We start from the raw sequence: 25,247 nt of genomic DNA on the forward strand, positions 1-25,247 counted from the left end.
CCGCTTGCGTTGTAGGCGGTGAAGGGAGGCGCACGTCGCGTCGCCTCAATCTTGCCGACCCAGCCCGGAGTTCGAACATGAGCCGATCGCGCGCCCCTTTTCTCGTCCTGACGCTGGCCATCGCCCTGGCGGGCCTGAGCGCCTGCGACAAGGAGGCCGGACGCAAGCAGGAGACTGTCGGGAAGGTCGAGTCCGGCGTCGGGACGGTGATCGGCGACAAGGACCTGAAGGCGGAAGGCAAGCAGGACAAGGTCGTCGGCGGCGTGAAGCAGGGCGACCTGAAGGGCGCCGTCAAGGACGCCAAGGACTAGCGCCGCCGCTCCACCAGATCGGCTGACATGAAAACGCCCGCCGCTCCGATGAGAGCGGCGGGCGTTATCTTGAGCGGTTGCCGGCCGCCTAGTCTTCGGTGTCGCTGGCCGGCGCCAGACGCGGCGGGGCGCGCATCAGGAAGGCCGGGGTTTCGTTGCCGAAACCGACCACGCGGCGATCGTCGTCATCCTCGCGACCACGAACCGGCTGAACGCCGCGCACTGGCAGAGGGGCGTTGGCGCGGGCGGGGCGTTCGGGTTCGCTACGCTCGGGGCGCGGCGTCCGTTCGGCCTCGACGCGAGGCTGTTCGGTCCGCTCAGGGCGGCGATCACGATCACGGCCGCGCTCGCGGCGGGCCGGACGGTCGCCTTCCGTGCGTTCCGGACGCGGAGCGCGTTCGGCGATCGGAGCGGCCTCGACGGCGGGCTGTTCGGCGGCGACGTCCTGTTCGACGCGCGGCTGGCGGCCACGATCGCGCGAGGAGCCGCCACGATCGCGACGGCCACGCTCGGCGGCCGGGGCCGCTTCGGCGACGGCCGGAGCTTCGGTTTCAACGGTTTCGGCCTGAGCCTTCTCGCCGCGCGGCTTGCGCACGCGGGCAGGGCGCTTGGCGGGAACTTCGCCCGGGGCCGACGGGATCGGCTCGCCGGCGATGGCGGCTTCCAGATTGGCCGCGGCGACGTCCGAGGGCTCGGTCGGCGCGCGGTTGCGATCACGGTCACGACCGCGTTCACCGCCGCCGCGCGAGCGGTCGCGATCACGTCCGCCGCCGCGCTTGCTGTCGCCTTCGCGGCGCACGGTCACGGCGTTGGAATAGTCGAGGTCCAGCTTCTCTTCGGCCGGGGTCGAGCCGATCAGCTTGACCACCTTGTCGAAGCCCTTGTCGTCGGCGGGGGTCACCAGCATGTAGGTGATGCCCGAACGCCCGGCCCGGCCGGTGCGGCCGATGCGGTGGACGTAGTCGTCGGCGTGGTGCGGGACGTCGTAGTTGAAGACGTGGCTGACGGCCGGAATGTCCAGGCCGCGCGCGGCGACGTCCGAGGCCACCAGGATCTTCAGCGAGCCGTCGCGGAAGGCCGCCAGGGTTTTCATGCGCTGGCTCTGGTCCAGGTCGCCGTGGATGGCGGCGGCGTCGAAGCCGTGGCTCTTCAGCGACTTGGCGACGATATCGACTTCGGTCTTGCGGTTGCAGAACACGATGCCGGTCTCGATGTTGGCTTTCTCGATCAGGGCCCGCAGCGCCAGGCGCTTGGCCTTGGGATCGGACGAGGGCACCTTGACCAGCAGCTGGGTGATGTTCTCGTTAGTCGTCGCCGGACGCGCCGCCTCGATCCGCACGGGATCGCGCAGGAACTGCTTGGTCAGGCGGGTGATTTCCGGCGGCATGGTCGCCGAGAAGAACAGGGTCTGCTTCTTCGGCGGCGTCAGCTTGAAGATGCGCTCGATGTCGGGAATGAAGCCCATGTCGAGCATGCGGTCGGCTTCGTCGACCACCATGATCTGCACGCCGGTCATCAGCAGCTTGCCGCGCTCGAAGTGGTCGAGCAGGCGGCCCGGGGTGGCGATCAGCACGTCGACGCCACGGTCCAGCTTCTTCTCCTGGTCGCCGAACGACACGCCGCCGATCAGCAGCGCCCACGAGAGCTTGGTGCCCTTGGCGTACTTCTCGAAGCTGGCGGCGACCTGGTCGGCCAGTTCGCGGGTCGGGGCGATGACCAGGGCGCGCGGCATGCGAGCCTTGGCGCGGCCCAGGGCCAGCTTGTCGACCATGGGAAGGGTAAAGGCGGCGGTCTTGCCGGTGCCGGTCTGGGCGATGCCCAGAACGTCCTGACCGGCCAGGGCCACCGGGATGGCGGCGGCCTGAATGGGGGTGGCTGTCGTATAGCCGGTGTCGGCGACCGCTTGGAGGGTCGTGGGCGAAAGCCCGAGCTCGGAAAATTCTGTCATATCACGCTGGTCTGAAGTCCGGAGCCGCCCGTGTTTGGGCGAACGGGCGGCGCGGATTCGCCAAGCCTGCTCCAGAAGCTGGGGATAAATAGGCTTTGGCCAGCCAAAGTCAATGTCCGCCGAGTTCCGTGGCCAGGGCCGAGCTCAGGTCTCCGCTGGGCGCGACCGCAACGCCGGCAAGGCCCAGCCACGCCGCCATGAGCCGCAGCTCGGTCGCCAGGGCGATTGCCGTCGCGGTGTTGGCGGCCGGTTCGCGATGGGCCGACAGCACCCGCAACAGGCCGGCCTTGCGGTCCGCCTTCAGGTCGACCCGGGCGGTGATCGCCTCGCCCTGCAGGAACGGCAGCACATAGTAGCCGTGAGTGCGCTTGTGGGCGGGGGTGTAGATTTCCAACCGTATACGGACATCAAACAGGCGCTCGGCCCGTTCGCGGAACCAGATCAGGCTGTCGAATGGGGAGAGCAGAGCGTTCGCCGAGATCTTCCGTGGCCGGCGAGCGCTGGGCGCCAGATAGGCCGGCTGGTTCCAGCCCTCGACCTCGACCGGGACCAGGTCGCCGCTTTCGACCAACTGCGCGACGCCGCGCCGGGCGTCGGCCACGCCCAGGCGGAAATAGTCGCGCAGGTCTCGCTCGGTGGCGACGCCGAGCGCGTGGGCCGAGCGGCTCAGCAAATGGCGGTGAGCTTCCTCTCGGGACGGTGTCGTCGCCGACCAGATCGCCTTGGGCAGGACCTTTTCGGGCAGGTCGTAGACGCGTTCGAACGTCCCGCGCCGGGTGGCCGTAGTCAGCTCGCCGGCCCAGAACAGGCATTCGGTCGCTCGCTTGGCCTCGCTCCAGCCCCACCAGCCGCTCTGGCCGCGCTCGCCCAGGCCCAGCTCGCCGGCGGACAGGGGGCCGCGCTCATGGAAGGCGGCCAGGGCCTTGTCGATGAACGGCCGATGCTCGGCCAGGAACTGGGCGACATTGCCCCAGACCCCGACGCCCTGGCGCGCGTCGTCCATCCGCCATCGCAGCGCGGGCTGCAGGGCCAGCGGCATCAGCGAGGCTTCGTGCCCCCAGTATTCGAACAGCGTCGGCTTGCGACCCCAGGCCAGGTCTTCCAGCAGGGCGCGCGGATAGGCGCCCAGGCGCGAGAACAGCGGCAGGTAGTGCGAGCGCGAGACGACGTTGACGCTGTCGATCTGCAGCACGGCCAACCGCTCGATCGCCGCGATCAGATGACGCCGGGTCGGCTTGGCGGGTCGGCTGTCGGCGAAGCCTTGGGCGGCCAGGGCGATGCGGCGGGCTTGCTTGGGCGTCAGGGTCTCGACCATGGACCGACTGAGCATGGCCTTGCGAGGACTAGCAAGGCCAGTCCGACCGGATGCAACCTCGACGACGCGGGAGGGTTCAATGGCGTCAGTAGAGCTTCAGAGGGACACGATGACCAACGCCTCCGCCAAGCGAGCGCCCGCCCTCGTGCTCCTGTCCCTCTGCGGCGCCCTGGCGGCGTCTGGGCCGGCCGCCGCCGCCGACTGGTGGTACGCCGGTCGCGGCGAGGATCGCGTCATGCTGATCGACGCGGCGTCCGTCCAGCGCAACCACGGCGTGCTGACCTATTGGAACACCCAGGTCATCGCCGACGGCGCTCAGGACGGTGTCCGGATGATCAAGAGCTTCATGCGCGCCGACTGCGCCAAGGCGCGGGGCGGCTGGGCGATGATCGTGCGTTATGATCGCGACGATCGTCAGATGACTGTCGACAGTCTGGCCAAGCCGCAGCTGGCGGCGGTGACGCCCGACACCCTGGGCCAGGTCGAGCTGAACTTCGCGTGCGCCACCGACGAGGCCCGGCGCGAAGCGGGCGCCTTTCCGCTGGCGATCGACGCGCGAACCTTCGCCGACGCCTTGATGGGCGCGCCCGATCCCGCCGACCCCAAAGACATTCACGCTCGCTTGGCCGGCGACCCGGCGACGCCGGTCGTGCGGTCTCCCGCGCCAGGACCGGAAACCTTCGGCAAGCGCCAGACGGCGAAGGCCGGCCAGCCCCTGGTCCCGCCGCGCGACTACGCCAAGGGACCGGACGCGCCCAAGGCCGCCGACTATCCGCCGTCGACCGTCGGCATCGTCTACGACGTCGTCTTCCAGGGGATCGATGCCGGCGAGATGCGGTTCGAGGTGCGGGGCTACGACGTCGACGACATGATCCACCCCGGCTCGGGCCAGACGGAAGGGTTCCCGGTCGATCTCAAGACGGTCCACATCCGTGACCTGGCCATCAGCGTCGACAAGGTCGACGCCGACGCCATCACCTATCGGGTGAAGATCGAGAAGGAAGCCACGCCGGACGTCGAGCTGGACGCCAAGCCTGCCCGTTCGCGGTGACTAGCGGTTCCTGACCGCCGAGCAACGCTTGGCGCCACTCTTGATCGTCAGGGTCTCGGCGATGTTCGAGGATTGGCCGCAGTAGTTCATCATCCGCGTGTTGCCGAAGTCGAAAGTGATCGTGTCGCCGGCCTTGCGTGCCACCGCGGTGTCCTCGTCTTCCAGCGGGAAGGTCGTGACGCCGCCGTGCGAGACGGCCGCCTTGCCGGGCTCGGACGCGAGCGAGCAGCTGTTGAGGCCGGACTCGCTACGCGTGGCGGCGAGGTAGTCGAAGCCAACCACCTTGTCGCCATCGACCACGACGGACAGGTTATGCTGTGTGGCGTCCTTCTTGGCCGAGCACGTCCAGGTCTGCGGCGCGGCGCTCGCCTGGGCCGGGAGGACGAAGGCGGCGGCAAGGCCAAGGAGCGCGGCGAGCGTTGTGGGGGTCATGTCATTTCCGTTCGTTCAAGCCGTCGGTAATTCGAACAACGCGCCTTCGGCGGTGTCGGCCCCGCGTCCGATCTCGGCCACGGCCGCCGACATTCGCCCATGCCGGTCCAGGGCCGCATCGGCCAGGCTGACCAGCAGCGGATTGGGCGTGGCGTAAGGCGCGGCTCGGCGCAGGGCCTGGGCGATGTCTTGCTCGGCGCGTCTCGGGGCGCGCTGGCAAGCGATGATGAAGGCCGCCGCCGTCGAGCGGCTGACGCCGGCCCAGCAATGGATGAGCATTGGCCGCTTCGCGTCCCAGTCCGCCGCGAAGTCCAGTAGTCTAGCCACCAGCGCCGCATCGGGCGGCGTCAGGCCTTCGCGGACCTCGGCGATGTCGTGGAAAGCCAGGCGAAGGCAGGTTTCGCCCGTATCGGCTCCAGGCCAGGCCTCGGCGGGGGAGCTCGGCGACAGAAGGCTGATCAGGTGCGAGGGCCGATGCAGCGCCCGCGCCGTCTCGACCTGGCTGAGGGGGCAGACCAGCAGGGTCATCGCGTCGCCAGCATGGCCGAGACGCCCAGCAGGACACCCAGTTCGCAAACCTGCTCGACGCCGCCCAGCACGTCGCCCGTATAGCCGCCGATCAGCCGCCGGGCGGTCAGGGCCAGAGTCGCCGCCAGGACCGCGCCGACCGCCGCGCCGACCAGGCCGGGCCAGCCCAGCAAGGCCAGCGGCCATAGGCCCAGCACGGCCGCGATCAGCAGCTCGTAGGGGCGCACGCCGTCGGGCGCGGGCTTGTATTTGGCGTCGTCGCGGTCGCTGACATGGCGTTCCAGCACCATGATCGTCACGGCCGCGACGCGGCCGGCGCCGTGGGCGGCGACCAGGGCCAGGGCGGCGGTGGCCAGGGGCAGGGTGGCAAGGGCGGCCACCTTGATCGCCAGCGCCAGGCCCAGGGCCAGGACGCCGTAGGTCCCGACCCGGCTGTCTTTCATGATCTCCAGCCGCCGCGCCGGGGTCTGGCCGCCGCCCAGGCCGTCGGCGGTGTCGGCCAGGCCGTCTTCGTGGAAGCCGCCGGTGACCAGCACGCCCGCCGCGACCGCCAGCAGGGCCGGCAGCACGCCGGTCCACAGCTGTCCCGCCGCCAGCAGCACGGCGGCGCCGATCGCGCCGACCAGGATCCCGACCAGCGGATAGTAGCGGGCGGCGCGGGTGATCCAGTCCGGCTGGAAGTCGGCGAAGGACGGCGCCGGCAGGCGGGTCAGGAACTGCAGCGCGCAGAAGAACAGCTTCAGCTGGCGGGGCATCAGCCCGGTCCGGCCAGGACGTCGGCCAGGGCGGCGACGTCGGTCAGCAGGTTGGCGCCCGCCGCCAGCAGGGGCGCGGCCAGGGCCGCGCCGGTGCCTTCGCCCAGCCGCAGCTCCAGGTCCAGCAGCGGCCGCACGCCCAGGGCCTGGAGCATCGCCGGATGGCCGCGCTCGGCCGAGCCATGGGCGAACACGCAATAGTCGAGGGCGGTGGGCGCCAGGCGGATAGCGGCCAGGGCGGCGGCCGTGCTGATGAAGCCGTCGACCAGCACCACGCGCCGCATCGACGCCGCGCCCAGCACCGCGCCGGCCATCATGGCGATCTCGTAGCCGCCGAACTGGGCCAGCACGTCCAGCGGCGCGCTCGCGTCCGACCGCTCGGCCGCGCGGACGATCCCGGCGCGCTTGCGGGCCATGCCCTCGGCGTCGTGTCCCGTGCCCTGGCCGACGCAGTCGTCGAGCGAGGCGGGGGCCAGGCGGTGCATGATCAGGGCGGCGGATGAGCTGTTGCCGATGCCCATCTCGCCCAGGGCGATGACGTCGGCGCCGTCGGCGGCGGCCGCGCGGGCGATGTCGGCGCCCTTGGCGAGGGCGGTCAGCACCTCGTCCGGGGTCAGGGCCGGCTCGCGAGCGGCGTTGCGGCTGCCGCGCCGGATCTTGGCCGCGATCAGGTCGGGGTGCTCGGGCAGGTCGGCGTCCACTCCGGCGTCAACCACGCGCACCTGGACGTCGGTGGCCTTGGCCAGGGCGCTGACGCTGGAGCGGCCCGACAGGAACAGACCCACCATCGCGGCGGTGACGCTGGCCGGATAGGCCGAGACGCCTTCGTGGGTCAGGCCGTGGTCGCCGGCGAACACATAGAGGTCGGTGCGGCCGATGCGCGGGTCCAGGCGGTTCTGGATCAGGCCGATCCGCACGGCCAGGTCCTCCAGCCGGCCCAGCGAACCGGGCGGCTTGGCCTTGCCGTCCAGCTTGGCTCGCAAGGCCGGCTCGAGCGTGGCGTCGACGGGCTGAATGGCGGCCTGGAGAGCGGAAAGGGCGAGCATGGCGAGTTCCTGGATAGACGAGCGAAGGTCATCGGGCGAGGGCGGCGATCAGGCCGATGGCAAGGGGGATCAGCCAGAGCAGCAGGCAGGCGCGGCGATAGAGGCGAAGGCCGCGCGCCAGGTCGGCGGGGGTGGGGCGCGGTCCGTCGCCGAAGGTCGGTCGGGCGGTGGTCACGCCGTCGTAGCGGGCTTCGCCGCCCAGCCGGACACCTAGCGCGCCGGCCATGGCCGCCTCGGGCCAGCCGGCGTTGGGCGAGGCGTGCAGGCGCGCGTCGCGGCGCAGGATCCGCCAGCCGCTCGCCAGGGTCTTGGCTCCGGCCAGGACGATCAGCGCGCCCGCCGCTCGCGCGGGGATCAGGTTCATCAGGTCGTCGGTCCGCGCCGACGCCCAGCCGAACATCCGCCAGCGCGGTTCCATGTGGCCGACCAGGCTGTCGGCGGTGTTGACGCTCTTGTAGGCGAACAGGCCCGGCAGGCCGCCGATCAGCAGCCAGAAGGCCGGGGCGACGACGCCGTCGTTGAAGCTCTCGGCCAGGCTCTCCAGAGCAGCGGCCGCCACGCCCTCGGCGTCGAGTTGATCGGTGTCGCGGCCGACGATCATCGCCACCGCCGCGCGGGCGGTCGGCAAGTCGCCGGCCTCCAGCGGCGACAGCACGGCCACGACGTGATCATGCAGGCTGCGTTGGGCCAGGCCGGTCGTCGCGATCAGGGCGACGATCGCCAGCGCCGGCAGGCTCGGACCCAGGAACCGTTGCACGGCCTCGCCCAGCAGGACCGAGGCGACGACCAGCAGCACGACCAGAACCACGCCCAGCAGACGTCGGCGCCGATCGGACGCCGTCGGCCGGTTCCAACGCCGTTCCAGCATCTCGATCATCGCCGCCGGCCAGGCCACGGGATGTCCGACCAGGCGGTTCAACGCGGCCGGATAGCCGAGCGCCGCTTCCAGGCCCAGGGCCAGGGCCACCACCCACGGCCAGGGCGCCGTCTCAGCCACCCGAACGCCCGATCAGCTCGATCAGCGGCCCGGACGCGCCGGCCACGATGGCCGCCTTCACGCCATAGGCGCGCTCCAGCACCTCGGGCGTCAGGGCTTCCAGCGGCGTGGCGTCGGCGATCAGGGCGCCCTCCCGCAACACCAGCACCCGGTCGGCCAGGCGCAGGGCCACGCCCAGGTCATGCAGGGTCATCACCACGCCCTGGCGGCGTTCGGCCGCGAAGGCGCGCAGCAGGTCGACGGTGTCCAGCTGGTGGCCGGGATCCAGCTCCGCCAGCGGTTCGTCGGCCAGCAGCCAGTTCGGTTCGCCCGCCAGAACCCGGGCCAGCAGGGCGCGGGCCCGTTCGCCGCCCGACAGGGTGGTGACGTCGCGATGCGCCAGGCCGGTCAGGCCGGTGCGGACCAGAGCCGCCTGCACGGCGGCGTGGTCGGCGTCGCTGAGGCCGCGCGCGCCGCTATGCGGGGTGCGGCCCAGGCCGACCAGGGTCTCGACGTTTACCGCCCAGGCGATCTCCGGCGTCTGGGGCAGGAAGCCGATCCGGCGGGCGCGTTGGCGATGCGGCAGGGCCAGGATCGGTCCATCGCCCAGGGTGACCTGGCCGACGTCCGGCTTGCGAAGACCGGCCAGGCAGGTCAGCAGGGTCGACTTGCCCGCGCCGTTGGGGCCGACGATGGCGGTGACCTCGCCGGAGCGGAAGCGCGCCCCGACCCCGGCCAGCACGGTCTGGCCGCCCAGGGCGACGGTCAGGTTTTCGGCGACGAGATCGCTCATGCCAGTCTCCTTAGGGCCAGTGTCCCTCATGCCAACCTCCGGCGCATCGAGATCAACAGAGCCAGGAAGAACGGTCCGCCGATCGCCGACATCGCCACGCCCAGGCGGACCTCGGCGGCCGACGGCGTCAGCCGCACCAGGATGTCGGCGGCCAGCACCAGGGCCGCGCCCGCCGCCGCGCTGGGGGCCAGCAGAGCGCCCGGCTGATGGCCCACCAGCGGCCGCACCAGGTGCGGCACGATCAGGCCGACGAAGCCGATCATGCCGGCCACCGCCACGCTGGCGCCCGAGGCCAGGCCGACACCGACCGCCAGGATCACGCGAGTCAGGTTCAGATCGATCCCCAGGGCCTTGGCCCCTGTCTCGCCCAAGGTCAGGGCGTTCAGGGCCCGGCCCAGCAACAGCATCAGGCCTGAGCCGACCACGATGAACGGCAAGGCCCGCCAGACGTCGTCAGCGCTACGGTCGGCCAGCGAACCCAGCAGCCAGTTGATGATCTCCTGCGCCGCCCAGGGGCTGGGGGCCAGGCTCAGGGCGAGGGCGACTCCGGCGCTGGCCACGGTGTTGAGGATCACCCCGGCCAGGATGAAGGTGATGGTCCCGCCGCTGCCGCCAGCCAGGACCAGCATGACGGCCACGCCGATCCCGGCGCCGACCATGGCCGCCACGAACAGCAGCCAGGGCGTGGCCAGGCTCAGGCTCAGATACATGGTCATCACCGCGCCCAGGGCGGCCATGGACGACACGCCCAGCACGCCCGGATCGGCCAGCGGGTTGCGCGTGTAGCCCTGCATCACCGCGCCCGAAAGGCCCAGGGCCGCGCCGACCGCGATGGCCAGGATCGTGCGCGGCAGCCGCAGTTCGAAGATGATGGCCCAGCGCGGGTCGTGGGCGGCCTGGGACCAGGCGCTCCACGGCACCCAGACCCGGCCGGCCATCAGCGACAGGCCGCTCAGCAGCAGGACCAGGAGGCACAGGCCGCCCAGCAGGAGAAGACGTTTGCCAATGGCGCTGCGGGTCATGCGGCGGCTCCCAGAACGTGTCGGCGGGCGGTCGCCAGGGCGGCGGCGGTGTCTATCAGGACCGGACCGCCACAATAGAGCAGGCGCTCGGGAAACACCGCCCGGGTCATGCGCGGCGCCACGCTGGCCAGGGCGGGATGGTTCAGAAGGCGCTCGGCCCAGGTGGCGGCGTTGGGGCTGGCCTGGCCGGCCAGCAGCACCTCGGGCGGATCGTCCAGCAGGCGCTCCAGCGAGACATTGCCCCATCTCTTCAGGCCATAGCGCTGGGCGACGTTCACGAAGCCGGCGCGGCGCATCATCTCGTCGACCAGGGTGCCGTGACCGGCCGCCATGCCGTTGGGCTGGAACACCACGGCGGTGATCGGCCGCGCGCCGGGACGCGGCGCGGCCTTGGCCATCGCCGCCTCGACCTGGGCGATCAGCGCCTCGCCGCGTTCGGGGTGACCGCAGATCGCGGCGATCCGGCGGATCTGGACCTGGTTCTCGGCCCAGCTGTTGGGCACCTTGAACAGCTCGGCGCGGATATGCAGGCGCTTCAACGCCTCGCGGGTGGCCGGCGAGGAGTGGGCGGCGGTCAGGATCACGTCGGGGCGCAGGGCGATCACTTCCTCGGCGCTCTCGTAGGTGATCGGATAGGTGCGGGCCACGGCGGCGATGCTCGATTGCAGCGGATCGCGCGAATAGTGGCTGAGCGCCGCGATCTGGGCGCGGTCGGCGACATGAAGCAGCACCGCATCCAGGCAGGGGTTGAGCGAGACCACGCGCGGCAGGGGCCGCGCACACGCGACGCCGCCGGCCAGGCCCGCCGCGAGGCCCGTTCCGATCGCCGCGCGGCGGGTTGGAGTCTTGCTCATCAGAGACTCTCCAGGGCGTTGGCGAGACGGCGCCAATCCAGCTCGCGGCCGGGCAGGCCAAAGCGGATCAACGTCTCGTCCCAGGGGAAGGGGCGGGTGAGGATACCGGCCTGGGCCAGACCCTCGAAGCGGCGCGGCGCGTCGGCGGCGCGGGTCAGGCGAAACAGGGTCGTGCCGCCGGCGATCTCGAACCCGGCCCGGCGCAACAGGCCGTCCATCTGCACGGTGTCTTCGATCAGTCGTAGACGAGTCTGCGTCGCCCAGGCGGGATCGGCGTAGGCCGCCAGGCCCACGGCGATCGCCGGGCCGGAGACGGGCCAGTCGCCCAGCGCTTGGCGAGCGCGCGCGGCCAAGGCCGGCTCGGCGACCAGGAAGCCCAGGCGCGCCCCGGCCAGGCCGTAGAACTTGCCGAACGACCGCAGGACAAGCAGCCGCTCATGGCCCGGCGCGCCCGCCAGACTGGCGACGGAAAGCGCCGGATCGACGTCCACGAAGGCCTCGTCGACCAGCAGCGGCCCGTCGGTGAGGTCGAGCACCTGATCCCGCGGCAGGACGCGGCCGCTGGGATTGTTCGGATTGACCAGCACGCGCAGGTCGGCCGTCGGATCGCCGGGGGCGACGATCTGGGCGCCGACGATCCGCCAGGCCTCGGCATGTCCGCCATAGGTCTGGGCCGAGATCGCGACACGCTGGGCCGCCAGGAGGCGCGGCAGCAGGCGGATCACCGCCTCGCTGCCGGCCGTCGCGACGACGCGGGAAGGATCCTCGACGCCGAACGCCGCCGCCGCCGCCTGTTCCAGAGCCCCGAGGGACTCCGGATCAGGCAGGCGCGACCACGTCTCCGGCGCGAGCGCCGGAACCGGGTAGGGGCAAGGATTGATCCCCGTCGACAGGTCGAGCCACGGCGTCGGCGCGTTCGGCCAGGCCGTTCGCGCCGCGCCGAGGCGGCCGCCGTGGCCGAGGAGGGCCGCCGGCGTCGCCATGGCTAGAACTTGGCCCGCACGCCGGCGAAGGCGCCGCGGCCCGGAGTTCCGTACTTGTAGATCGTCTCGTAGTCCTGATCGAACAGGTTCTCGACCCGGCCGTAGAGCTCGAACGTGTCGTTGATCGGATAGGCGATGCGCACGTCAGTCACCACATAGCTCTTCAGGCGGCGGGTGTTGGCGATGGTGTCGAAGCTGTGGCCGACATACTGCATCGTCACGCCGGCGGTCAGGCCGTTCGGCAAGCTCACCTGCGCGTCGGCCGAGGCTGTTTCGCCGGCGCGACGCGGCAGGTCCTTGCCGTAGTTGGAACCCGCCGACTTATTGACCGCGTCCATGCTGGTGTAGTTGGCCGAGAGGGTCAGCAGCGAATTGACGTCGAAGCTGCCTTCCACCTCGACGCCCTTGGACTTGGCCTTGGCGATGTTGGCGTAGCCGCCGAAGTTGGGCGGGGTGTTGTTGGACACGAAGTCGATCTGGTTGGTGGTCTTGCGATCGAAATAGGTGATCGAGCCGCGGGCCCGGCCTTCCAGGATGCTGTGTTCGACGCCGATGTCCCAGCTCTTGGCCTCTTCCGGGTTCAGGCTGGTGTTCCCGTAATCACTGTACAGCTGATACAGCGACGGGGCCTTGAAGCCCTCGCCGTAGTTGGCGCGGATCACGGTGGCGCCGGCGTTGGGCGTCCAGGCCGCGCCGGCCTGATAGGTCGTGGCGCTGCCGAAGGTGTCGTGGTCGTCATAACGGACGCCGCCGGTCAGGGTCAGGCCCTCGACGGGCTTGGCTTGGAGTTGGCCGTAGACGCTGTCCATGCCCGTGGCGTGGCGGGTGACGACGGAGCTGAACGAGGGCGAGGCGGTGCGGAACCAGCTCCGCTCGGTCTCGGCCCCGAACACCGCGCGCCAGATCGGCGTGATCTTCCAGGTGCCTTGATATTCCAGGCTGTTGTCGGCGCCGCGAGCGTCGAAGGTCTTGGGCGCGCTCGAGGTGGGGTCGTAGTTGTCGCGATCGGTCTGGGTGTAGGCGTAGCCGATCCGGCTGTTCAGGGCGCCGTCGAAATTGGACAGGCGCGCGCCGACATAGCTGACCAATTCCTTGGTCTTGCCATAGTCGCTGGTGTCGCCCAGCGCGTAGGGCGGGGCGGGCAGCGAGCTGTCGTATTCGTTGCGGCCGGCGGCGTAGGAGACGCGCGCGTCCAGGGTCGCCCAGTCGGTGACGTTGAGGTCCACGCGGCCGCTGATGGCGTTGTTGTGGTAGCCGTCCTTTTCCTTGCCGCCCAGGGTGTCGTCGAACACGGAGATCCCGGCGGTGGTGTAGGAGCTGGCCGCCAGCCGCCAGCCGCCCCAGGCGCCGCCGGCCCCGACGCCCACGCGGCCATAGGCCGTGGCGCGGGAGCCGCCCTCGATGGTGGCGTCGCCGGACAGCGGGCCGTCCGGGGTCTTGGTGATCATGCTGACCACGCCGCCGATGGCTTGGCTGCCCCACAGGGTCGATTGCGGGCCGCGCAGCACTTCGATGTGGTCGATGTCGCCGGCCAGGAGGGTGGCGAAGTTGTAGCCGCCGCCGGTCGCCGACGGGTCGTTCAGCTTGACGCCGTCGATCAGCACCGCGGTCTGGTCGCTCTCGGCGCCGCGGATCCGCACCTGGGTCGTGCCGCCCACGCCGCCGTTGCGGGTGACGGTGACGCCGGGCGTGCGCGACAGCAGGTCGGAGATCACCACCGCCTGGTGTTGGCGCAGAGCCTGCGCGGTGATGACGGTCATGCTGACCGGAACTTCCGACAGCTTGTCGTCGGCGCGGCCGGCGGTGACGACGATCTGATCGACCGCGGTGGCGTCGTCGAGGGTGTCGGCGGCCAGGGCGAAGCCCGGCGAGGCGAGAGCGGGAAGGGCGGCCACCAGGGCCAGGACGGAAATAGAGCGCATGTTCAAATCCTCGGTGCGCAGCAACGAAGGCAGGTCCGAGAAACCGGACCGGCCCGACGATGTCGCCTCGGGGGAAGAACCCCATCGTACGGCGCACCCCGGCCGGACGAAGGACGACCGCGACGGGCAGGTCTCCTGGCTCGCGGGTCAATGCCGGTGCGCGTCGCCTTCCCAGCCGCTCTCGGTAAAGAGAAAAACCAGTGGCTTATGACACGCGGGCTCGCCGCTTACAGTTGCGGGGGCAGCCCGGGTTTCGCACCCGAGTTCCCTTTTCATCCTCTTTCGAGGAACCTGTCGCGAGAGCTGCACTATATGTTGCGCCGCACACGGTCAATCTGGAGCCTATCTTGTCGTTTACCCTCGTCCTGGGCGGAGCCCGATCCGGCAAGAGCGCCTTCGCGCAGGGCGCGGCGGAGGCGCTGGCGGCGCGAAACGGCGGCCGGCTGGTGATGATCGCCACGGCGCAGGCGTTTGACGCCGAGATGGTCGAGCGCATCGCGCGCCACCGTCAGGACCGCGACGGCGCCTGGACGACGCTGGAAGCGCCGCTCGATATCGCGGGCGCGTTGCGAGAGCTGGGTTCAAGCGACGTCGTCGTGGTCGATTGCCTGACCCTCTGGGTGTCGAACCTGATGCTGGACGAGCGGGACGTAGCGGCCGCCGCCGCCGAACTGGTCGCCGCCGTCGAACGATTCGAGGGCGCGCTATGGTTGGTGTCCAACGAGGTCGGGTTCGGCATCGTGCCCGACAACGCCTTGGCCCGCCGCTTTCGCGACGAGGCCGGACGCCTGCATCAGGCCCTGGCCCAGGTCGCCGACGCCGTGACCCTGGTGGTGGCGGGCCTGACCCTGAGCCTGAAGTGAGAAAAACTGCGTTGAGCGCTGAAATTCCACGTCTAGGGTGTGGATAACAGCAGCCGTTCACACGGATGGGCGGCGCTCCGGGAGGACGCCATGAACGCCTTTACCCCCATCACCGCCACCGAAACGCCGGACTACGCCGGCCTGACCGTGACCCCCTCGGGTCCTGTCCTGGGCGCCGAGATCTCGGGTCTGGACCTGCGCCAGCCCCTGACGCCGGAGATCGTCGCCGCCGTCCGCGCCGCCCTGCTGCGCCATAAGGTGGTGTTCTTCCGCGACCAGGACATCAGTCATGAGGACCACGTCCGTTTCGGTCGCTATTTCGGGGACTTGGAGGGGCATCCTGTCACTGCCCACGTGCCTGGCTTTCCCGAGATCCTGCACATCGAGGCCGCTGACGGCATGAAGCTGCGCGAGGAGATCGTGCCGCTCGTCCGCGCCGCCAACAAATGGCACACCGACGTCACCTTCCGCCCCGCGCCGTCGATGGGCGGGGTTCTGCGCATGCGCCACATGCCGCCGCTGGGCGGCGACACCCTTTTCGCCGACACCGCCGCGATCTATCGCGACCTGCCCGACAAGCTGAAGGATCAGATCGCCGACCTGAAGGCCGAGCACGATATCCTGCAGAGCTACGGCTACCGGGTCGACGAGGCCAAGCGCCAGGAACTGCGCGCGGCCCATCCGGTCCAGGCCCATCCGGTGGTCCGCACCCATCCCGAAACCGGCGAGAAGCACCTGTTCGTCAATAAGGTTTTCACGACGCGGATCCTGGGCCTGCCCGAGGACGAGGCCGCCCAGCTGCTGGCCGACCTGCTGGAGCGGGTGAAGACGCCCGAATACCAGGTCCGCTTCCGCTGGACGCCCAACGCCATCGTCTTCTGGGACAATCGCGCCACCCAGCACTACGCCATTCTGGATTATTGGCCGCAGGAGCGGATCGTCGAGCGGGTGACGATCCAGGGCGATGTCCCGTTCTGACGCGACCTTAGCTTGACCATGAGATCATCAATAATGTCAGAGGCCTGTTGGTAACTTCGGTTTACGATCAGGAACGCGCGGCGCGGTTCCCGACGCGGCGTTCCATCAGCAGCAGGCTGAGCATCACCAGGAAGGCGAAGGCCAGCAGGGCGCCGGCCAGCTGGTGGGCCTTGTCCCATTCCAGAGCCTCGACCAGCCGGTAGATCTCGATCGACAGCACCTCGGTCTGGCCCGGAATGCCGCCGCCCAGCATCATCACCACGCCAAACTCGCCGATCGTGTGGGCGAAGGCCAGGATGGCGGCGACGGCGTAGCCGGGCAGGGCCAGGGGGAAGGCCACGCGGACAAAGCTGTTCCAGGGCGAGGCGCCCAGGGTGGCGGCGGCCTCCAGCGGCTCGTCGCCCACCGCGATGAAGGCGTTGCGCAGCGGCTGGACGGCGAACGGCAGGGAATAGATCAGCGAGCCGATCACCAGGCCCTGGAAGGTGAAGGCCAGGGTGCGCACCCCGAATGGGTGCAGCAGGGCGATCAGCGGGCTTTGCGGCCCCAGGGCGATCAGCAGGTAGAAGCCCAGCACGGTCGGCGGCAGGACGATCGGCAGGGCCACCAGCGCCCCGATCGGCGCCTTCCAGCGCGAACGCCCCCGCGCCAGCCACCAGGCCAGGGGCGTGGCCAGGATCAGCAGCAGGACCGTGGTGATCCCCGCCAGCTTGATCGTCAGCCACGCCACCTCGAGCATGGTCAGCGGGTCTCGCGCTTGATCGACGGGAAGGGGTTGGGCATGGCTTTGGTCCGAGCCTGGGTTCGGGTTATGTAACGACTTTACATAACGAGCTTTCGGGCCGAGGTCACGACCCGGCTCGCCCAGATGCTTTCTCGGCAAGGGGTTTCGATGTCCGTCGACGGTGATCTGAGCGCGTCCCTGATCCTGCGTCGCGGCGGTCTGGCCCGCGTGGGCCTGGAGCGGATCGCCCTGATCGAGGCGATCGGAAGCCTGGGCTCGATCAGCGCCGCCGCCAAGCAACTGGGCCTCAGTTACAAGGGCGCATGGGATGGGGTTCAGGCGCTGAACAACCTGTTCGACGCGCCTCTGGTGGTCGCCAGCGCCGGCGGCAGGACCGGCGGCGCCGCGACCGTCACGCCGCGCGGCCTGGCGGTGATCCGGGCCTTTCGCGAGGTGGAGCGCGAGATCGGCGCGGCCCTGTCGCGCCTGGAGGCGGGCCTGGCCGCGTCGGATCCGGGCGCCGACCAAGGCTTGGGGGACCTGTTCTGGAGCCTGGGTCTGCGCACCAGCGCGCGCAACGCCCTGCGCGGGACGGTCGCGGCGATCGAGGACGGGGCGGTGACCGCCAGGGTGACGATCGACCTGGGCGACGCCGTCGAGATCGTCTCGATCATCACCCGCCGCAGTCGCGACGAACTGGGCCTGACGGTCGGCAAGCCGGCCATCGCCCTGATCAAGTCCAGCTTCGTCGTCCTGGCCGGCGAGGACTCGGTCGAGGACGGGGCCAATCGCCTGATCGGGACCGTGGTCGACCGCGAGGACGGGCGCGAGGTCAGCGAGGTCAGTCTCAGCCTTTCGGCCGGCAAGACCCTGGTCGCGACGGTTCCTGCCTCCGCCACGCCGCCCGCCGTCGGCCATCGCGCCGTGGCGACCATCGCGCCGTCCAATGTCATTCTCGCCGTCGAATAGGATCGTCTTCGTGAAAACCCTGGTTCTCGCCCTTTGCTTCGCCGGTCTGGCGAGCGGCGCCTTCGCCCAGACTCTCGGCCTGAAAGGGCCCGCCGGCGAAACGGTCAGCCTCACCGCCGCCGAGGTGGCCGGCCTGCCGCGCGTCAGCGTCGCCTTCGACGCCCATGGCGAAAAGCACGTCTACGAGGGGCCGCTGCTGATCGACGTGCTGGCCAAGGTCGGGACGCCGACCGGCAAGGCCATTCATGGACCCGAGATGGCCGATGTGGTGCTGGTCAAGGCCGACGACGGCTACCAGGTCGCGTTCGGCCTGGCCGAACTGGATCCCGGCACCCGGTCCAACCGCATCATCCTGGCCGACAAGGTCGACGGCGCGCCGCTGAGCGCCAAGGACGGAGCGTTCAAGCTGGTGGCCGAGGGCGATCTGCGGCCCGCGCGGTCGGCGCGCAGGGTCACCGCGATCGAGGTCCTGCGGCTCGCCAAGCCCTAGCCGCCAGACCCTAGTGAACGGTGACCTGCACCGTAACCGGCTCGGTGGGCCCGTCGCGCAGCCGGACGGGCAGGGGATAGCCGTCCACCCGCAGGGCCGCGTTCAGGGCGCGGGCCAGCACCATGGTCGGCTGGGAATCGACCAACAGCGGTTCGAGCAAGGCCTCGCCGGCTCCCGTCGCGGTTCCGGCCAGACCGCAGGACACCATCAGCCGCTGCTCGTCCGTCGAGATGCCGCCGCAGGCCGGGCATTCCACCTGGATCGGCCGGCGCAGGCTGGCCTCGACTGATTGCATCCAGGCCACGAACAGGCCGCCCGTGCGGTTCGAGGCGCGGAAGGCCAGGGCCTGGGCGACCAGCCGGGTCGGGTGTTCGCCCGCCGATCGCAAGGCTGCCCACTGCCGCATGGCGCTCAGCAGCAGCCTTTCGCCGACGGTGGGTCCGGACGTCCAGCGATCGGCTATGGAAACGGCGGTCATGGCGGCCTCTGGGTGGAATGTCACGTCGCTGTTGCGACTGGTTCGCAATATCTAGGCCTCGATCTTATTGCGAGTCAATCGCAACAACTTGCCGCCTGCCGCGCTGGACCCACGGCCGTCGACGGCCTAGGTTAAGGACTCGGCGCAACCTGTTCGTCGCCTTGAGTCTTTGGAGCCCCGCGCTGTCCGCCCAACCTTCGACGATCACGCCGATGATCCGGCTGTACGGCGAGAAGCGGGCCAATCTGGTGCGCGTCTTCGCCGCTAAACTTCGTTCGATCAGTGAAGCCGAAGACCTGATCCAGGATCTGTTCCTCAAGGTGCAGGCCCTGGGCGACCTGGAGGTGGACGGCGACGGCTCGGCCCTGCTGTTCCGGATGGCCAACAACCTGATGCTCGACCGGCTGCGCAGCCAGACCCGCGCCGGCGCACGGGATGAAGGATGGCGCAGCCTGCAGGGCGTGGTGGTGGGCGATCAGCAGGTGGCGGATGTTCCGTCGGCCGAGGAGGTCGTGGCGGGCCGGCAGCGCCTGAACGTGATGATGGTCGCGCTGGAGACCTTGCCGCCGCAGGTGGCCCGCGCCTTCAAGCTTCACAAGCTGGAGGGTCTCAGTCACGCTGAGACCGCTGCGGCGATGGGCGTCAGTCGCAGTTCGGTCGAAAAGCATATAAGCGCTGCTTTGAAGGCGCTGATGGCCAAGCTGGCATGAGGGCGCTTATTGTTTCTGGAACGGGTTTTGGAGGTTCCGCCGCTTTGGTGACGTCTTATCCTTGCGAGGACGCAACTTGGCGTCGGGACGGAGCGAAATGACGCGCGGTCGGACAGACATCGACGCCGAGATCGCCGAGGCCGCGATCGCGTGGCTGGTGCGCCTGCAGGGCGAAGCGGTCACCGAGCGCGACTGGCTGGATTTCGACGCCTGGATGACGGCTTCGCCCGATCACGCCCAGGCCTATGACGCCGTGCTGGCCTTCGACCATCAACTGTATCTCGACGCGGGTCTGGCGGAGACCCAGCCGGAACCGGCGCCCCTCATGACGTCGGGGTCGGCCAAGGTGATCCCGCTCCGTCCGGCCCGGCGGGCCTGGTTCTGGTCTGCTGGCGCGGCGATCGCCGCCGCCTTCGTGGCCGGCGCGGTTCTCGTACCCAGCAAGGGGCTGATGGGCGGGCGCGAAACCACCTATGTGACGGGCGTCGGCGAGCGCAGGACGATCGCGCTCGAGGACGGTTCCCGGATCGACATGAATTCGGCCTCGCGCGTGACCGTGCGGTTCGAGCGCCATGCGCGTCGGATCGAGATGGGCGACGCCCAGGCCTTCTTCGACGTGGCCAAGGATCCTTCGCGGCCGTTCCTGATCTCGGCGGGCGACACCCAGGTCCGCGTGGTCGGCACGCAGTTCGACGTGCGTCACCGCGACGGGCTGGTGGCGGTCAACGTCCAGCGCGGGTTGGTCGAGGTGCGGCCGCACCTGGCCGCCGACGCAGCGCCGTTCCGGCTGAAGCCGGGGCAGGGGCTGGTCCACCACGAGGGCCAGGCCGCTGACGCCCGCCTCTCGACGGTCGCCGTCGACGAGGTCGCGGGTTGGCGCCAGGGACGTCTGATCTATCGCGATCAGCCGCTCTCGCAGATCGCCGGCGACATGAACCGGCTTTTCCCGCGCCCGGTGAAGCTGGGCGACGCCGAGGCCGCCAATATGCGACTGTCGGGCGTGTTGATCGTCGACGAACAGGATGCGATGGTCGATAGACTGTCACATCTGCTTCCCGTCCGAACGACGACGACCAAAGACGCTATCGTGATCCAGGCGCGCTAAGCCTTGCTGACGGGCCTGGAATCGTTCGAAGCGCGAAGCTTGAGCTCTAAGGGGATAGAGCTGGAGCCCGATGATTTCGGACACGGTATCCCAGCATCGACTGCGACCTGACGATTCGGCGCGCGCCGAAGCGCTCGCTGTCGGCCGTCCGCGCGGCGCCGTTCCTCTCTTCGTTCTGACCGTAGCCACCAGCCTGGCCCTGTCCGGCGAGGCGGAGGCCGCGCCGGCCCGCTTCACCTTCAACATTCCCGCCAAGCCCCGATCCGAGGCGCTGATCGATCTCGGCGTCCAGGCGCGCGTCACCCTGGGCGGAGCTTCGGCCTGTCCGGGGCGCGGCAAGGCCGTCGTCGGGACCCTGACCCTGCGCCAGGCGCTGGACGTGGTGACCGCCGGCGCGCCGTGCCGGTTCGAGCTCCTCGACAACGCCACGGTCATCATCCGGCCTGTCCAGCCCGCGTCCCATGTCGCCAGGCCGCCTGTCACGACGCATCCCGCCTCGACGGCCCCCACGGCCATCGACAGCGTCATCGTCACCGCCACCAAGCGTCCCACGCGACTGGGCGCGGCGGCCGGCGGGCTCAGCGTGATCGGCGAGGCGCGGTTGGGCGACTCCGGCGCGATCGACACGACCAGCATCTCCCAGCAGACCGCCGGCTTCATCACCACCAACCTCGGCGCGGCGCGCAACAAGATCATGCTGCGCGGTCTGTCGGACGGCACCTTCACCGGTCGGACCCAGCAGACCGTCGGCACCTATCTCGACAACATTCCGCTGACCTACAACGCGCCCGACCCCGACCTGCGGCTGATCGACGTCGACCGGGTGGAGATCCTGCGCGGCCCCCAGGGCGCGCTCTATGGCGGTGGGTCGCTCAGCGGGGTCTACCGGATCGTGTCCAACAAGCCGGTCCTGAACGAGCGGTCGGGCTCGGTCCTGGTCGGCGCGGCCGTGACGGAATCCGGCTCGCCCAGCAGTCGTCTTGAGGGCGTGCTGAACCTGCCGCTCGTCGCCGATCGTGTCGCCGCCCGCGTGACGGCTTACAGCGACGTGGACGGCGGCTATGTCGACGACGTCAATCTGCGCCTCTCGAACGTCGACCGCACCACGCGCAAGGGCGGCCGCGCGGCGGTGTCGGTGGCGGTGAATCCAGACTGGACGGTCTTGATGTCCGGTGCGCGCCAGGACCTGGACGCCACCGACAGTCAGTACACCACGCCCGGCCTGGGCGGTCAGAGGCGCGCCAATCAGGTGCGCGAGACCCACGAGAACGTCCTGCAGCAGGGCGCGGTGACGATCACCGGAGCCGGCGACTGGGGGCGTTTCGTATCGTCGACGGGTTATGTTCGCCACCGTTTCGCCAGCCGGTTCGACGCCACCGCCGCCTTGAACGGGGCCGGAGCGGACTCGGTCGACGTGGGTCTATTCGACGAGGCCAGCAAGGTGCGGCTGCTGGTGGAGGACGCGGTGCTGTCGTCGCCTGACACCGATCGTTTCCGCTGGCTGTTCGGCCTGTATGGTCTGGCCAGCCTCGAAGACAGCGACGGCGAGTTGCGGGCTCGCACGATCTACAACCCGTCGCGCCTGGTCTATCTGGAGACGCGTCGTGACCGACGGCGTGAACTGGCCCTCTATGGCGAGACGGCCTACGACCTGGGCGGCGGCTGGACCGCCAGCCTGGGCGGACGCGCTTTTCGCAGCGAGGTGCACACCACCTCGAAGGTCGAGGCGCCGGCGCCGGGTCAATCGCGCGATCTGGACCGTCAGATGCGCTTCACGGGCGTTTCGCCGAAGTTCTCACTGCAGAAAACCTGGGGGAGCGGCGGGCTGCTCTACCTGTTGACGTCGGAGGGCTATCGTTCGGGCGGGTTCAATTCAGGCGGCCTGGTCGCGCCGTCGACCTTGCGCGGCTCGTTCAAGCCCGACCACCTGCGCAACTACGAGGTGGGCGCCAGCATACGGCCGTGGGAGGGTCGCATGATCCTGCGCACGGCCCTGTTCCACGACGTGTGGACCGACATCCAGACCGACCAGTATCTGAGCTCGGGCCTGTCCTACACGGCCAATGTCGGCAATGGCCGCAACACCGGGCTCGAGGTCGAGGCGACGGTGCTGGCCGCCCGGGGCCTGACCCTGGACGCCAACGCGCTGTTCAACCGTCCCCGCCTCAGCAAGGTCGACCTCAACTTCGCTTCGGCGGCGCAAAGCGAATTGCCCGGCGTTCCGGATGTCTCCGCCGGGGCCATGATGCGGTACGAGCGGAGTTTGGCGCCGAACCGGCGTCTGGTGCTGACGACCGAGCTTGAATATGTGGGCCAGTCGCGCCTGACCTTCGATCGCCGGTTTTCGCCGTCGATGGGGGGCTATGTCACGGGCCGTCTGTCCGCCGAGTTGGCGTTGCGGGATTGGAATTGGACCATGTCGGTCACCAACCCCGCCAACGCGTCCAGCGACACCTTCGCCTACGGCAACCCCTTTAGCTTCGGCCAGGTGCGCCAGGTCACGCCGCTGCGGCCGCGCACGTGGAGTCTGCTGCTTTCGCGGGCCTTCTAGGCGGCGCTCGACGCGCGCCGACGCCAAAAAAGTTTTGAGGCTCGGTGTTTCCCGCAACGTCTAACCCTCGACGGGGAAGTGCGCGCATGGCCGACCCCAAGTCGGGGAAATTTCATGCCTGTCCTGTCCGGACTTGTCTGCGTTCACAACGAAGAGGCGCGCCTCGCCGAGTGCCTGACGCGCCTGGCGTTCTGCGACGAGATCGTGGTGGTCGCGGATCGCTGCTCTGACCGCAGCGAAGCCATCGCGCGCAATATGGGCGCGCGGGTCGTGTCGGGCATCTTTCCGGTCGAGGGTCTGCGCAAGGAAGCCGGCGTCGCGGCCTGCCGTGGCGAATGGATCGTGGAGCTGGACGCCGACGAGGCGGTGACTCCCGCCTTGGCCCAGGAAATTCGCGAGACGGTCGCGCGATCGGACGCCGCTGACTGGTACCAGGTGCCGGTCGACAACTTCGTGGGCGCGCAGCTGGTGCGCCACGGCTGGGGCGGCTCGTTCGGCGCCTCCTCGGTGGCGCGGCTGTTCCGCAAGGGCGTGAAGAGCTGGAAGAGCGAGCGGGTGCATCCCGGCACCACCTTCGCCGGCGTCTACGGCGGCCGACTGAACAACGCCATCCTGCATAAGGTCGACGACGACATCGCCGACATGGTCCAGCGCCTGAACCGCTACACCGCCCTGCGCGGCCAGGACCTGGCCGAGAGCGGCAAGATCAAGAGCCTGTGGGACGATCTGTTCCGGGGCGTGCGCCGGTTCTACAAGTGCTATGTCTCGCGCAAGGGTTATCGCGAGGGCGACATGGGCTTCCTGATCGCCATCATGGCGGGCCTTTATCCGCTGCTCTCGAACCTCAAGGCGCGTGAAATCCGTACCCTGAGCATGCAGCCCACCCTGCACGCCGCCGGAAGCGCGGTGATCAGTTTTGATGACACCAGGCTGGGCCATTCGGCATAGGCTTTCGCCATGTCGTTCCACCGTCTTCTGATCGCGACCCTGATCGGGCCAGAACTGGCCCGCTGGAAGGCGCGCGGCCACGCGCCGGTGTTCTGGTGGCGTGACGACGATGCGCGCCGGCCCACGCCCGCCCTGGAGCGGCTGCTTGGCCTGTCGGTCCGCTTCGCGGCCCCGATCACCATCGCGGCCGTGCCGGACGGCGACATCGTGGCCCTGGCCAAGGCCAGCCGCGCGATCCCGGACGTCGAACTGGCCGTCCATGGCTTCCGACACGAGAACCGGGCGCCGCCTGGCTGGCCGTCCGGCGAGGTCAACGATCTGGACCGTCTGGCCGACGTGATGTCCGACCTGGGCACGGCGATCGACGTGTTTCGCCGCGCCGGAGTGACGCCGCGCCTGTTCGTGCCGCCCTGGAACAACGCGCACCCCACCCTGAAGCGGGCGCTTGGCCTGCAGGGCTTGGGGCTATCCTGCTATGGCGACATGCGCGGCGAGGCCGAGCCCGATCGTCTGGACGCCCATCTGGATGTCATGCGCTGGAAGCCCGAGCCGCGTTTCCGCGGAACGGTGCGTTTCCTGCTTCGCACCCGGCGGCTGCTGGCCGAGCGGCGCGTCAAGGCGGCGTGGGACGAACCGTTGGGCCTGCTGACCCATCACCTTGACCACGACGAGGCCGTCTGGCGCTTTCTGGAGGCGTTCCTGCCGGTCGCCAAGCCGGTCGCGCGGACCACCTTCGGCAGGCCCGTCGCCGGGCGTGGCCACATCGCGCTGAAAGTCGGCTAGTCGCCGAACTGGGCGTCGCCGCCGATGCGGTCGATCTCCGCCGTCAGGGCCGGCATGTCCAGGATCGTCAGGGTCCGGCCGGTCTGGGACACGATGTTCAGGCTGGCCAGGCGGTTGATTTCTCGTGTCACCGGTTCGCGCTGGCTGCTGACCAGCACCGCGAGCTCGGCATGGGTGGGGCAGGGGTGGATGGTCGCGCGACCGTCCTTGACGCCGGCCAGGGCGGCCATCCTCAGCAGTTCGATATCGACCCGGCAGGCCACCGACACGGCGGTCAGTTCGAACAGTCGGTCGGTCAGGGCCCTGGCCATGCCGGCCAGGTCCTCGAGCAGAGCCCGCATGAAGCGGGGTGATTCGGCGAACAGGCGCAGAATCTCCCGTTGCGGCAGATGCACGATCCGCACGTCGTCCAGGGCCACGATGTTCACCGACCGGGGCAGGCCGTCGATGGCCGAGATCTCGCCGAAATAGCTGCCGGCCTGGATGCGGCGATAGCCGACCTCGCGCCCCGACCGGGCGTACTGGTTGGCCAGCAAGGTCCCTTCCAGCACCAGATAGAGGCCGCCGTCCTGGTCCTGTCGCTGGACGACAAGTTCGCCCTTGCCGTAGCGCAGGGTCTCGGCCGAGGCCGCGACGGCCTGGACCTCGCCGGCTTCCATGTGTCGAAAAAGCCTGTTGGCGAGGAAGCCGCCTTCCGGTGCTCCGCCGGTCG

The 25,247-nt window shown here is 69.7% G+C and carries 26 protein-coding genes and 1 riboswitch; of the genes, 11 read left to right on the forward strand and 15 right to left on the reverse strand.

Annotation, left to right across the window (positions count from 1 at the left end):
* Positions 1–77 precede the first annotated feature (77 nt).
* The gene (locus G3M62_RS11090; protein WP_205691990.1) at positions 78–311 is read left to right on the forward strand and encodes a CsbD family protein; all 234 of its coding nucleotides are present in this window, start codon (positions 78–80) and stop codon (positions 309–311) included.
* Between the two features lie 88 nt (positions 312–399).
* Here G3M62_RS11090 and G3M62_RS11095 read toward each other — a convergent pair whose 3' ends face one another.
* Positions 400–2,259: a DEAD/DEAH box helicase gene (locus G3M62_RS11095; RefSeq protein WP_165186995.1), complete on the reverse strand. Its 1,860-nt coding sequence runs from the start codon at positions 2,257–2,259 to the stop codon at positions 400–402.
* Between the two features lie 109 nt (positions 2,260–2,368).
* Entirely contained in the window at positions 2,369–3,589 is a 1,221-nt protein-coding gene (locus G3M62_RS11100; RefSeq protein ID WP_281360094.1) for a winged helix-turn-helix domain-containing protein, read from the reverse strand.
* 94 nt (positions 3,590–3,683) lie between these two features.
* Between G3M62_RS11100 and G3M62_RS11105 the strand changes: the two genes are divergently transcribed.
* Positions 3,684–4,625, forward strand: coding sequence for a surface-adhesin E family protein (locus tag G3M62_RS11105; RefSeq protein WP_165186997.1), 942 nt, complete (start codon positions 3,684–3,686; stop codon positions 4,623–4,625).
* Here the strand turns inward: G3M62_RS11105 and G3M62_RS11110 are convergent, their stop codons facing one another.
* From G3M62_RS11110 to G3M62_RS11155, 10 genes are read right to left on the reverse strand one after another with little or no spacing between them, the layout of a single operon-like run.
* Positions 4,626–5,057 carry a hypothetical protein gene (locus G3M62_RS11110; protein WP_165186999.1) on the reverse strand — a complete coding sequence of 144 codons (432 nt, stop codon included), beginning with the start codon at positions 5,055–5,057 and terminating at the stop codon, positions 4,626–4,628.
* A gap of 15 nt (positions 5,058–5,072) precedes the next feature.
* A complete protein-coding gene (locus tag G3M62_RS11115; RefSeq protein ID WP_165187001.1) occupies positions 5,073–5,585 on the reverse strand; it encodes a tyrosine phosphatase family protein in 513 nt (170 codons plus the stop codon).
* On the reverse strand, positions 5,582–6,340 hold the full coding sequence (gene cobS / locus G3M62_RS11120) for an adenosylcobinamide-GDP ribazoletransferase (RefSeq protein WP_165187002.1): 759 nt from the start codon (positions 6,338–6,340) through the stop codon (positions 5,582–5,584). Before cobS ends, G3M62_RS11115 begins: the two co-directional genes overlap by 4 nt.
* A complete protein-coding gene (gene cobT, locus G3M62_RS11125) occupies positions 6,340–7,386 on the reverse strand; it encodes a nicotinate-nucleotide--dimethylbenzimidazole phosphoribosyltransferase (RefSeq protein ID WP_165187004.1) in 1,047 nt (348 codons plus the stop codon). Before cobT ends, cobS begins: the two co-directional genes overlap by 1 nt.
* A 28-nt stretch (positions 7,387–7,414) precedes the next feature.
* On the reverse strand, positions 7,415–8,383 hold the full coding sequence (cbiB, locus tag G3M62_RS11130; RefSeq protein ID WP_246263557.1) for an adenosylcobinamide-phosphate synthase CbiB: 969 nt from the start codon (positions 8,381–8,383) through the stop codon (positions 7,415–7,417).
* Positions 8,376–9,155 carry an ABC transporter ATP-binding protein gene (locus G3M62_RS11135; RefSeq protein WP_165187006.1) on the reverse strand — a complete coding sequence of 260 codons (780 nt, stop codon included), beginning with the start codon at positions 9,153–9,155 and terminating at the stop codon, positions 8,376–8,378. Before G3M62_RS11135 ends, cbiB begins: the two co-directional genes overlap by 8 nt.
* A gap of 26 nt (positions 9,156–9,181) precedes the next feature.
* Complete coding sequence (locus tag G3M62_RS11140) at positions 9,182–10,177, reverse strand: FecCD family ABC transporter permease (protein WP_165187007.1); 996 nt, start codon at positions 10,175–10,177, stop codon at positions 9,182–9,184.
* A complete protein-coding gene (locus G3M62_RS11145; protein WP_165187009.1) occupies positions 10,174–11,031 on the reverse strand; it encodes an ABC transporter substrate-binding protein in 858 nt (285 codons plus the stop codon). Before G3M62_RS11145 ends, G3M62_RS11140 begins: the two co-directional genes overlap by 4 nt.
* Positions 11,031–12,014, reverse strand: coding sequence for a threonine-phosphate decarboxylase CobD (gene cobD, locus G3M62_RS11150; protein ID WP_165187011.1), 984 nt, complete (start codon positions 12,012–12,014; stop codon positions 11,031–11,033). The genes G3M62_RS11145 and cobD overlap by 1 nt, the downstream gene beginning before the upstream one ends.
* A gap of 2 nt (positions 12,015–12,016) precedes the next feature.
* Positions 12,017–13,936: a TonB-dependent receptor plug domain-containing protein gene (locus tag G3M62_RS11155; protein WP_165187013.1), complete on the reverse strand. Its 1,920-nt coding sequence runs from the start codon at positions 13,934–13,936 to the stop codon at positions 12,017–12,019.
* A gap of 108 nt (positions 13,937–14,044) precedes the next feature.
* A riboswitch (cobalamin riboswitch) is annotated at positions 14,045–14,246 on the reverse strand.
* A 37-nt stretch (positions 14,247–14,283) separates the two neighbouring features.
* On the opposite strand from G3M62_RS11155, the gene cobU reads away from it, so the two are divergent.
* On the forward strand, positions 14,284–14,799 hold the full coding sequence (cobU, locus tag G3M62_RS11160) for a bifunctional adenosylcobinamide kinase/adenosylcobinamide-phosphate guanylyltransferase (RefSeq protein ID WP_165187015.1): 516 nt from the start codon (positions 14,284–14,286) through the stop codon (positions 14,797–14,799).
* Positions 14,800–14,889: 90 nt separating this feature from the next.
* Positions 14,890–15,777 carry a TauD/TfdA dioxygenase family protein gene (locus G3M62_RS11165; RefSeq protein WP_165187017.1) on the forward strand — a complete coding sequence of 296 codons (888 nt, stop codon included), beginning with the start codon at positions 14,890–14,892 and terminating at the stop codon, positions 15,775–15,777.
* Between the two features lie 67 nt (positions 15,778–15,844).
* Here G3M62_RS11165 and modB read toward each other — a convergent pair whose 3' ends face one another.
* The gene (gene modB, locus G3M62_RS11170) at positions 15,845–16,516 is read right to left on the reverse strand and encodes a molybdate ABC transporter permease subunit (RefSeq protein WP_165187018.1); all 672 of its coding nucleotides are present in this window, start codon (positions 16,514–16,516) and stop codon (positions 15,845–15,847) included.
* A gap of 153 nt (positions 16,517–16,669) precedes the next feature.
* On the opposite strand from modB, the gene G3M62_RS11175 reads away from it, so the two are divergent.
* Both G3M62_RS11175 and G3M62_RS11180 read left to right on the forward strand, forming a co-directional pair.
* Positions 16,670–17,470, forward strand: coding sequence for a TOBE domain-containing protein (locus tag G3M62_RS11175; protein ID WP_165187020.1), 801 nt, complete (start codon positions 16,670–16,672; stop codon positions 17,468–17,470).
* 10 nt (positions 17,471–17,480) lie between these two features.
* On the forward strand, positions 17,481–17,960 hold the full coding sequence (locus G3M62_RS11180) for a molybdopterin-binding protein (protein WP_165187022.1): 480 nt from the start codon (positions 17,481–17,483) through the stop codon (positions 17,958–17,960).
* 10 nt (positions 17,961–17,970) lie between these two features.
* On the opposite strand, the gene G3M62_RS11185 is transcribed toward G3M62_RS11180, so the two are convergent.
* Complete coding sequence (locus G3M62_RS11185; RefSeq protein ID WP_165187024.1) at positions 17,971–18,438, reverse strand: hypothetical protein; 468 nt, start codon at positions 18,436–18,438, stop codon at positions 17,971–17,973.
* A gap of 212 nt (positions 18,439–18,650) precedes the next feature.
* On the opposite strand from G3M62_RS11185, the gene G3M62_RS11190 reads away from it, so the two are divergent.
* From G3M62_RS11190 to G3M62_RS11210, 5 genes are all read left to right on the forward strand, one after another.
* Positions 18,651–19,148 carry an RNA polymerase sigma factor gene (locus G3M62_RS11190; RefSeq protein ID WP_165187026.1) on the forward strand — a complete coding sequence of 166 codons (498 nt, stop codon included), beginning with the start codon at positions 18,651–18,653 and terminating at the stop codon, positions 19,146–19,148.
* Positions 19,149–19,245: 97 nt separating this feature from the next.
* Complete coding sequence (locus tag G3M62_RS11195) at positions 19,246–20,253, forward strand: FecR family protein (protein WP_165187027.1); 1,008 nt, start codon at positions 19,246–19,248, stop codon at positions 20,251–20,253.
* Positions 20,254–20,323: 70 nt separating this feature from the next.
* Positions 20,324–22,804 (forward strand): TonB-dependent receptor, encoded by a 2,481-nt coding sequence (locus G3M62_RS11200; protein ID WP_165187029.1) that lies wholly within the window; start codon positions 20,324–20,326, stop codon positions 22,802–22,804.
* A gap of 114 nt (positions 22,805–22,918) precedes the next feature.
* A complete protein-coding gene (locus tag G3M62_RS11205) occupies positions 22,919–23,752 on the forward strand; it encodes a glycosyltransferase family 2 protein (RefSeq protein ID WP_165187031.1) in 834 nt (277 codons plus the stop codon).
* Between the two features lie 9 nt (positions 23,753–23,761).
* Positions 23,762–24,535: a polysaccharide deacetylase family protein gene (locus G3M62_RS11210; protein WP_165187033.1), complete on the forward strand. Its 774-nt coding sequence runs from the start codon at positions 23,762–23,764 to the stop codon at positions 24,533–24,535.
* Here the strand turns inward: G3M62_RS11210 and G3M62_RS11215 are convergent.
* Positions 24,532–25,194, reverse strand: a complete 663-nt coding sequence (locus tag G3M62_RS11215) for a Crp/Fnr family transcriptional regulator (RefSeq protein WP_165187034.1) — start codon at positions 25,192–25,194, stop codon at positions 24,532–24,534. The two genes, G3M62_RS11210 and G3M62_RS11215, sit on opposite strands and share 4 nt — an antisense overlap.
* Positions 25,195–25,247 lie beyond the last annotated feature (53 nt).

This window comes from Caulobacter soli (assembly GCF_011045195.1).
In the GTDB taxonomy this organism is placed as follows: Bacteria; Pseudomonadota; Alphaproteobacteria; order Caulobacterales; family Caulobacteraceae; genus Caulobacter; species Caulobacter soli.

Excerpts from the sequence above, each read along its gene's own strand:
- G3M62_RS11135 (WP_165187006.1), bottom strand. The coding sequence starts at position 9,155 with ATGAGCGATCTCGTCGCCGAAAACCTGACCGTCGCCCTGGGCGGCCAG.
- G3M62_RS11090 (WP_205691990.1), top strand. The coding sequence starts at position 78 with ATGAGCCGATCGCGCGCCCCTTTTCTCGTCCTGACGCTGGCCATCGCC.
- G3M62_RS11105 (WP_165186997.1), top strand. The coding sequence starts at position 3,684 with ATGACCAACGCCTCCGCCAAGCGAGCGCCCGCCCTCGTGCTCCTGTCC.
- G3M62_RS11095 (WP_165186995.1), bottom strand. The coding sequence starts at position 2,259 with ATGACAGAATTTTCCGAGCTCGGGCTTTCGCCCACGACCCTCCAAGCG.
- modB (WP_165187018.1), bottom strand. The coding sequence starts at position 16,516 with ATGCTCGAGGTGGCGTGGCTGACGATCAAGCTGGCGGGGATCACCACG.
- G3M62_RS11190 (WP_165187026.1), top strand. The coding sequence starts at position 18,651 with ATGATCCGGCTGTACGGCGAGAAGCGGGCCAATCTGGTGCGCGTCTTC.
- G3M62_RS11185 (WP_165187024.1), bottom strand. The coding sequence starts at position 18,438 with ATGACCGCCGTTTCCATAGCCGATCGCTGGACGTCCGGACCCACCGTC.
- G3M62_RS11100 (WP_281360094.1), bottom strand. The coding sequence starts at position 3,589 with ATGCTCAGTCGGTCCATGGTCGAGACCCTGACGCCCAAGCAAGCCCGC.
- cobT (WP_165187004.1), bottom strand. The coding sequence starts at position 7,386 with ATGCTCGCCCTTTCCGCTCTCCAGGCCGCCATTCAGCCCGTCGACGCC.
- G3M62_RS11140 (WP_165187007.1), bottom strand. The coding sequence starts at position 10,177 with ATGACCCGCAGCGCCATTGGCAAACGTCTTCTCCTGCTGGGCGGCCTG.
- G3M62_RS11145 (WP_165187009.1), bottom strand. The coding sequence starts at position 11,031 with ATGAGCAAGACTCCAACCCGCCGCGCGGCGATCGGAACGGGCCTCGCG.
- G3M62_RS11210 (WP_165187033.1), top strand. The coding sequence starts at position 23,762 with ATGTCGTTCCACCGTCTTCTGATCGCGACCCTGATCGGGCCAGAACTG.
- G3M62_RS11195 (WP_165187027.1), top strand. The coding sequence starts at position 19,246 with ATGACGCGCGGTCGGACAGACATCGACGCCGAGATCGCCGAGGCCGCG.
- cobD (WP_165187011.1), bottom strand. The coding sequence starts at position 12,014 with ATGGCGACGCCGGCGGCCCTCCTCGGCCACGGCGGCCGCCTCGGCGCG.
- G3M62_RS11200 (WP_165187029.1), top strand. The coding sequence starts at position 20,324 with ATGATTTCGGACACGGTATCCCAGCATCGACTGCGACCTGACGATTCG.
- G3M62_RS11115 (WP_165187001.1), bottom strand. The coding sequence starts at position 5,585 with ATGACCCTGCTGGTCTGCCCCCTCAGCCAGGTCGAGACGGCGCGGGCG.
- cobS (WP_165187002.1), bottom strand. The coding sequence starts at position 6,340 with ATGCCCCGCCAGCTGAAGCTGTTCTTCTGCGCGCTGCAGTTCCTGACC.
- G3M62_RS11175 (WP_165187020.1), top strand. The coding sequence starts at position 16,670 with ATGTCCGTCGACGGTGATCTGAGCGCGTCCCTGATCCTGCGTCGCGGC.
- G3M62_RS11205 (WP_165187031.1), top strand. The coding sequence starts at position 22,919 with ATGCCTGTCCTGTCCGGACTTGTCTGCGTTCACAACGAAGAGGCGCGC.
- G3M62_RS11165 (WP_165187017.1), top strand. The coding sequence starts at position 14,890 with ATGAACGCCTTTACCCCCATCACCGCCACCGAAACGCCGGACTACGCC.
- G3M62_RS11155 (WP_165187013.1), bottom strand. The coding sequence starts at position 13,936 with ATGCGCTCTATTTCCGTCCTGGCCCTGGTGGCCGCCCTTCCCGCTCTC.
- G3M62_RS11110 (WP_165186999.1), bottom strand. The coding sequence starts at position 5,057 with ATGACCCCCACAACGCTCGCCGCGCTCCTTGGCCTTGCCGCCGCCTTC.
- G3M62_RS11215 (WP_165187034.1), bottom strand. The coding sequence starts at position 25,194 with ATGGAAGCCGGCGAGGTCCAGGCCGTCGCGGCCTCGGCCGAGACCCTG.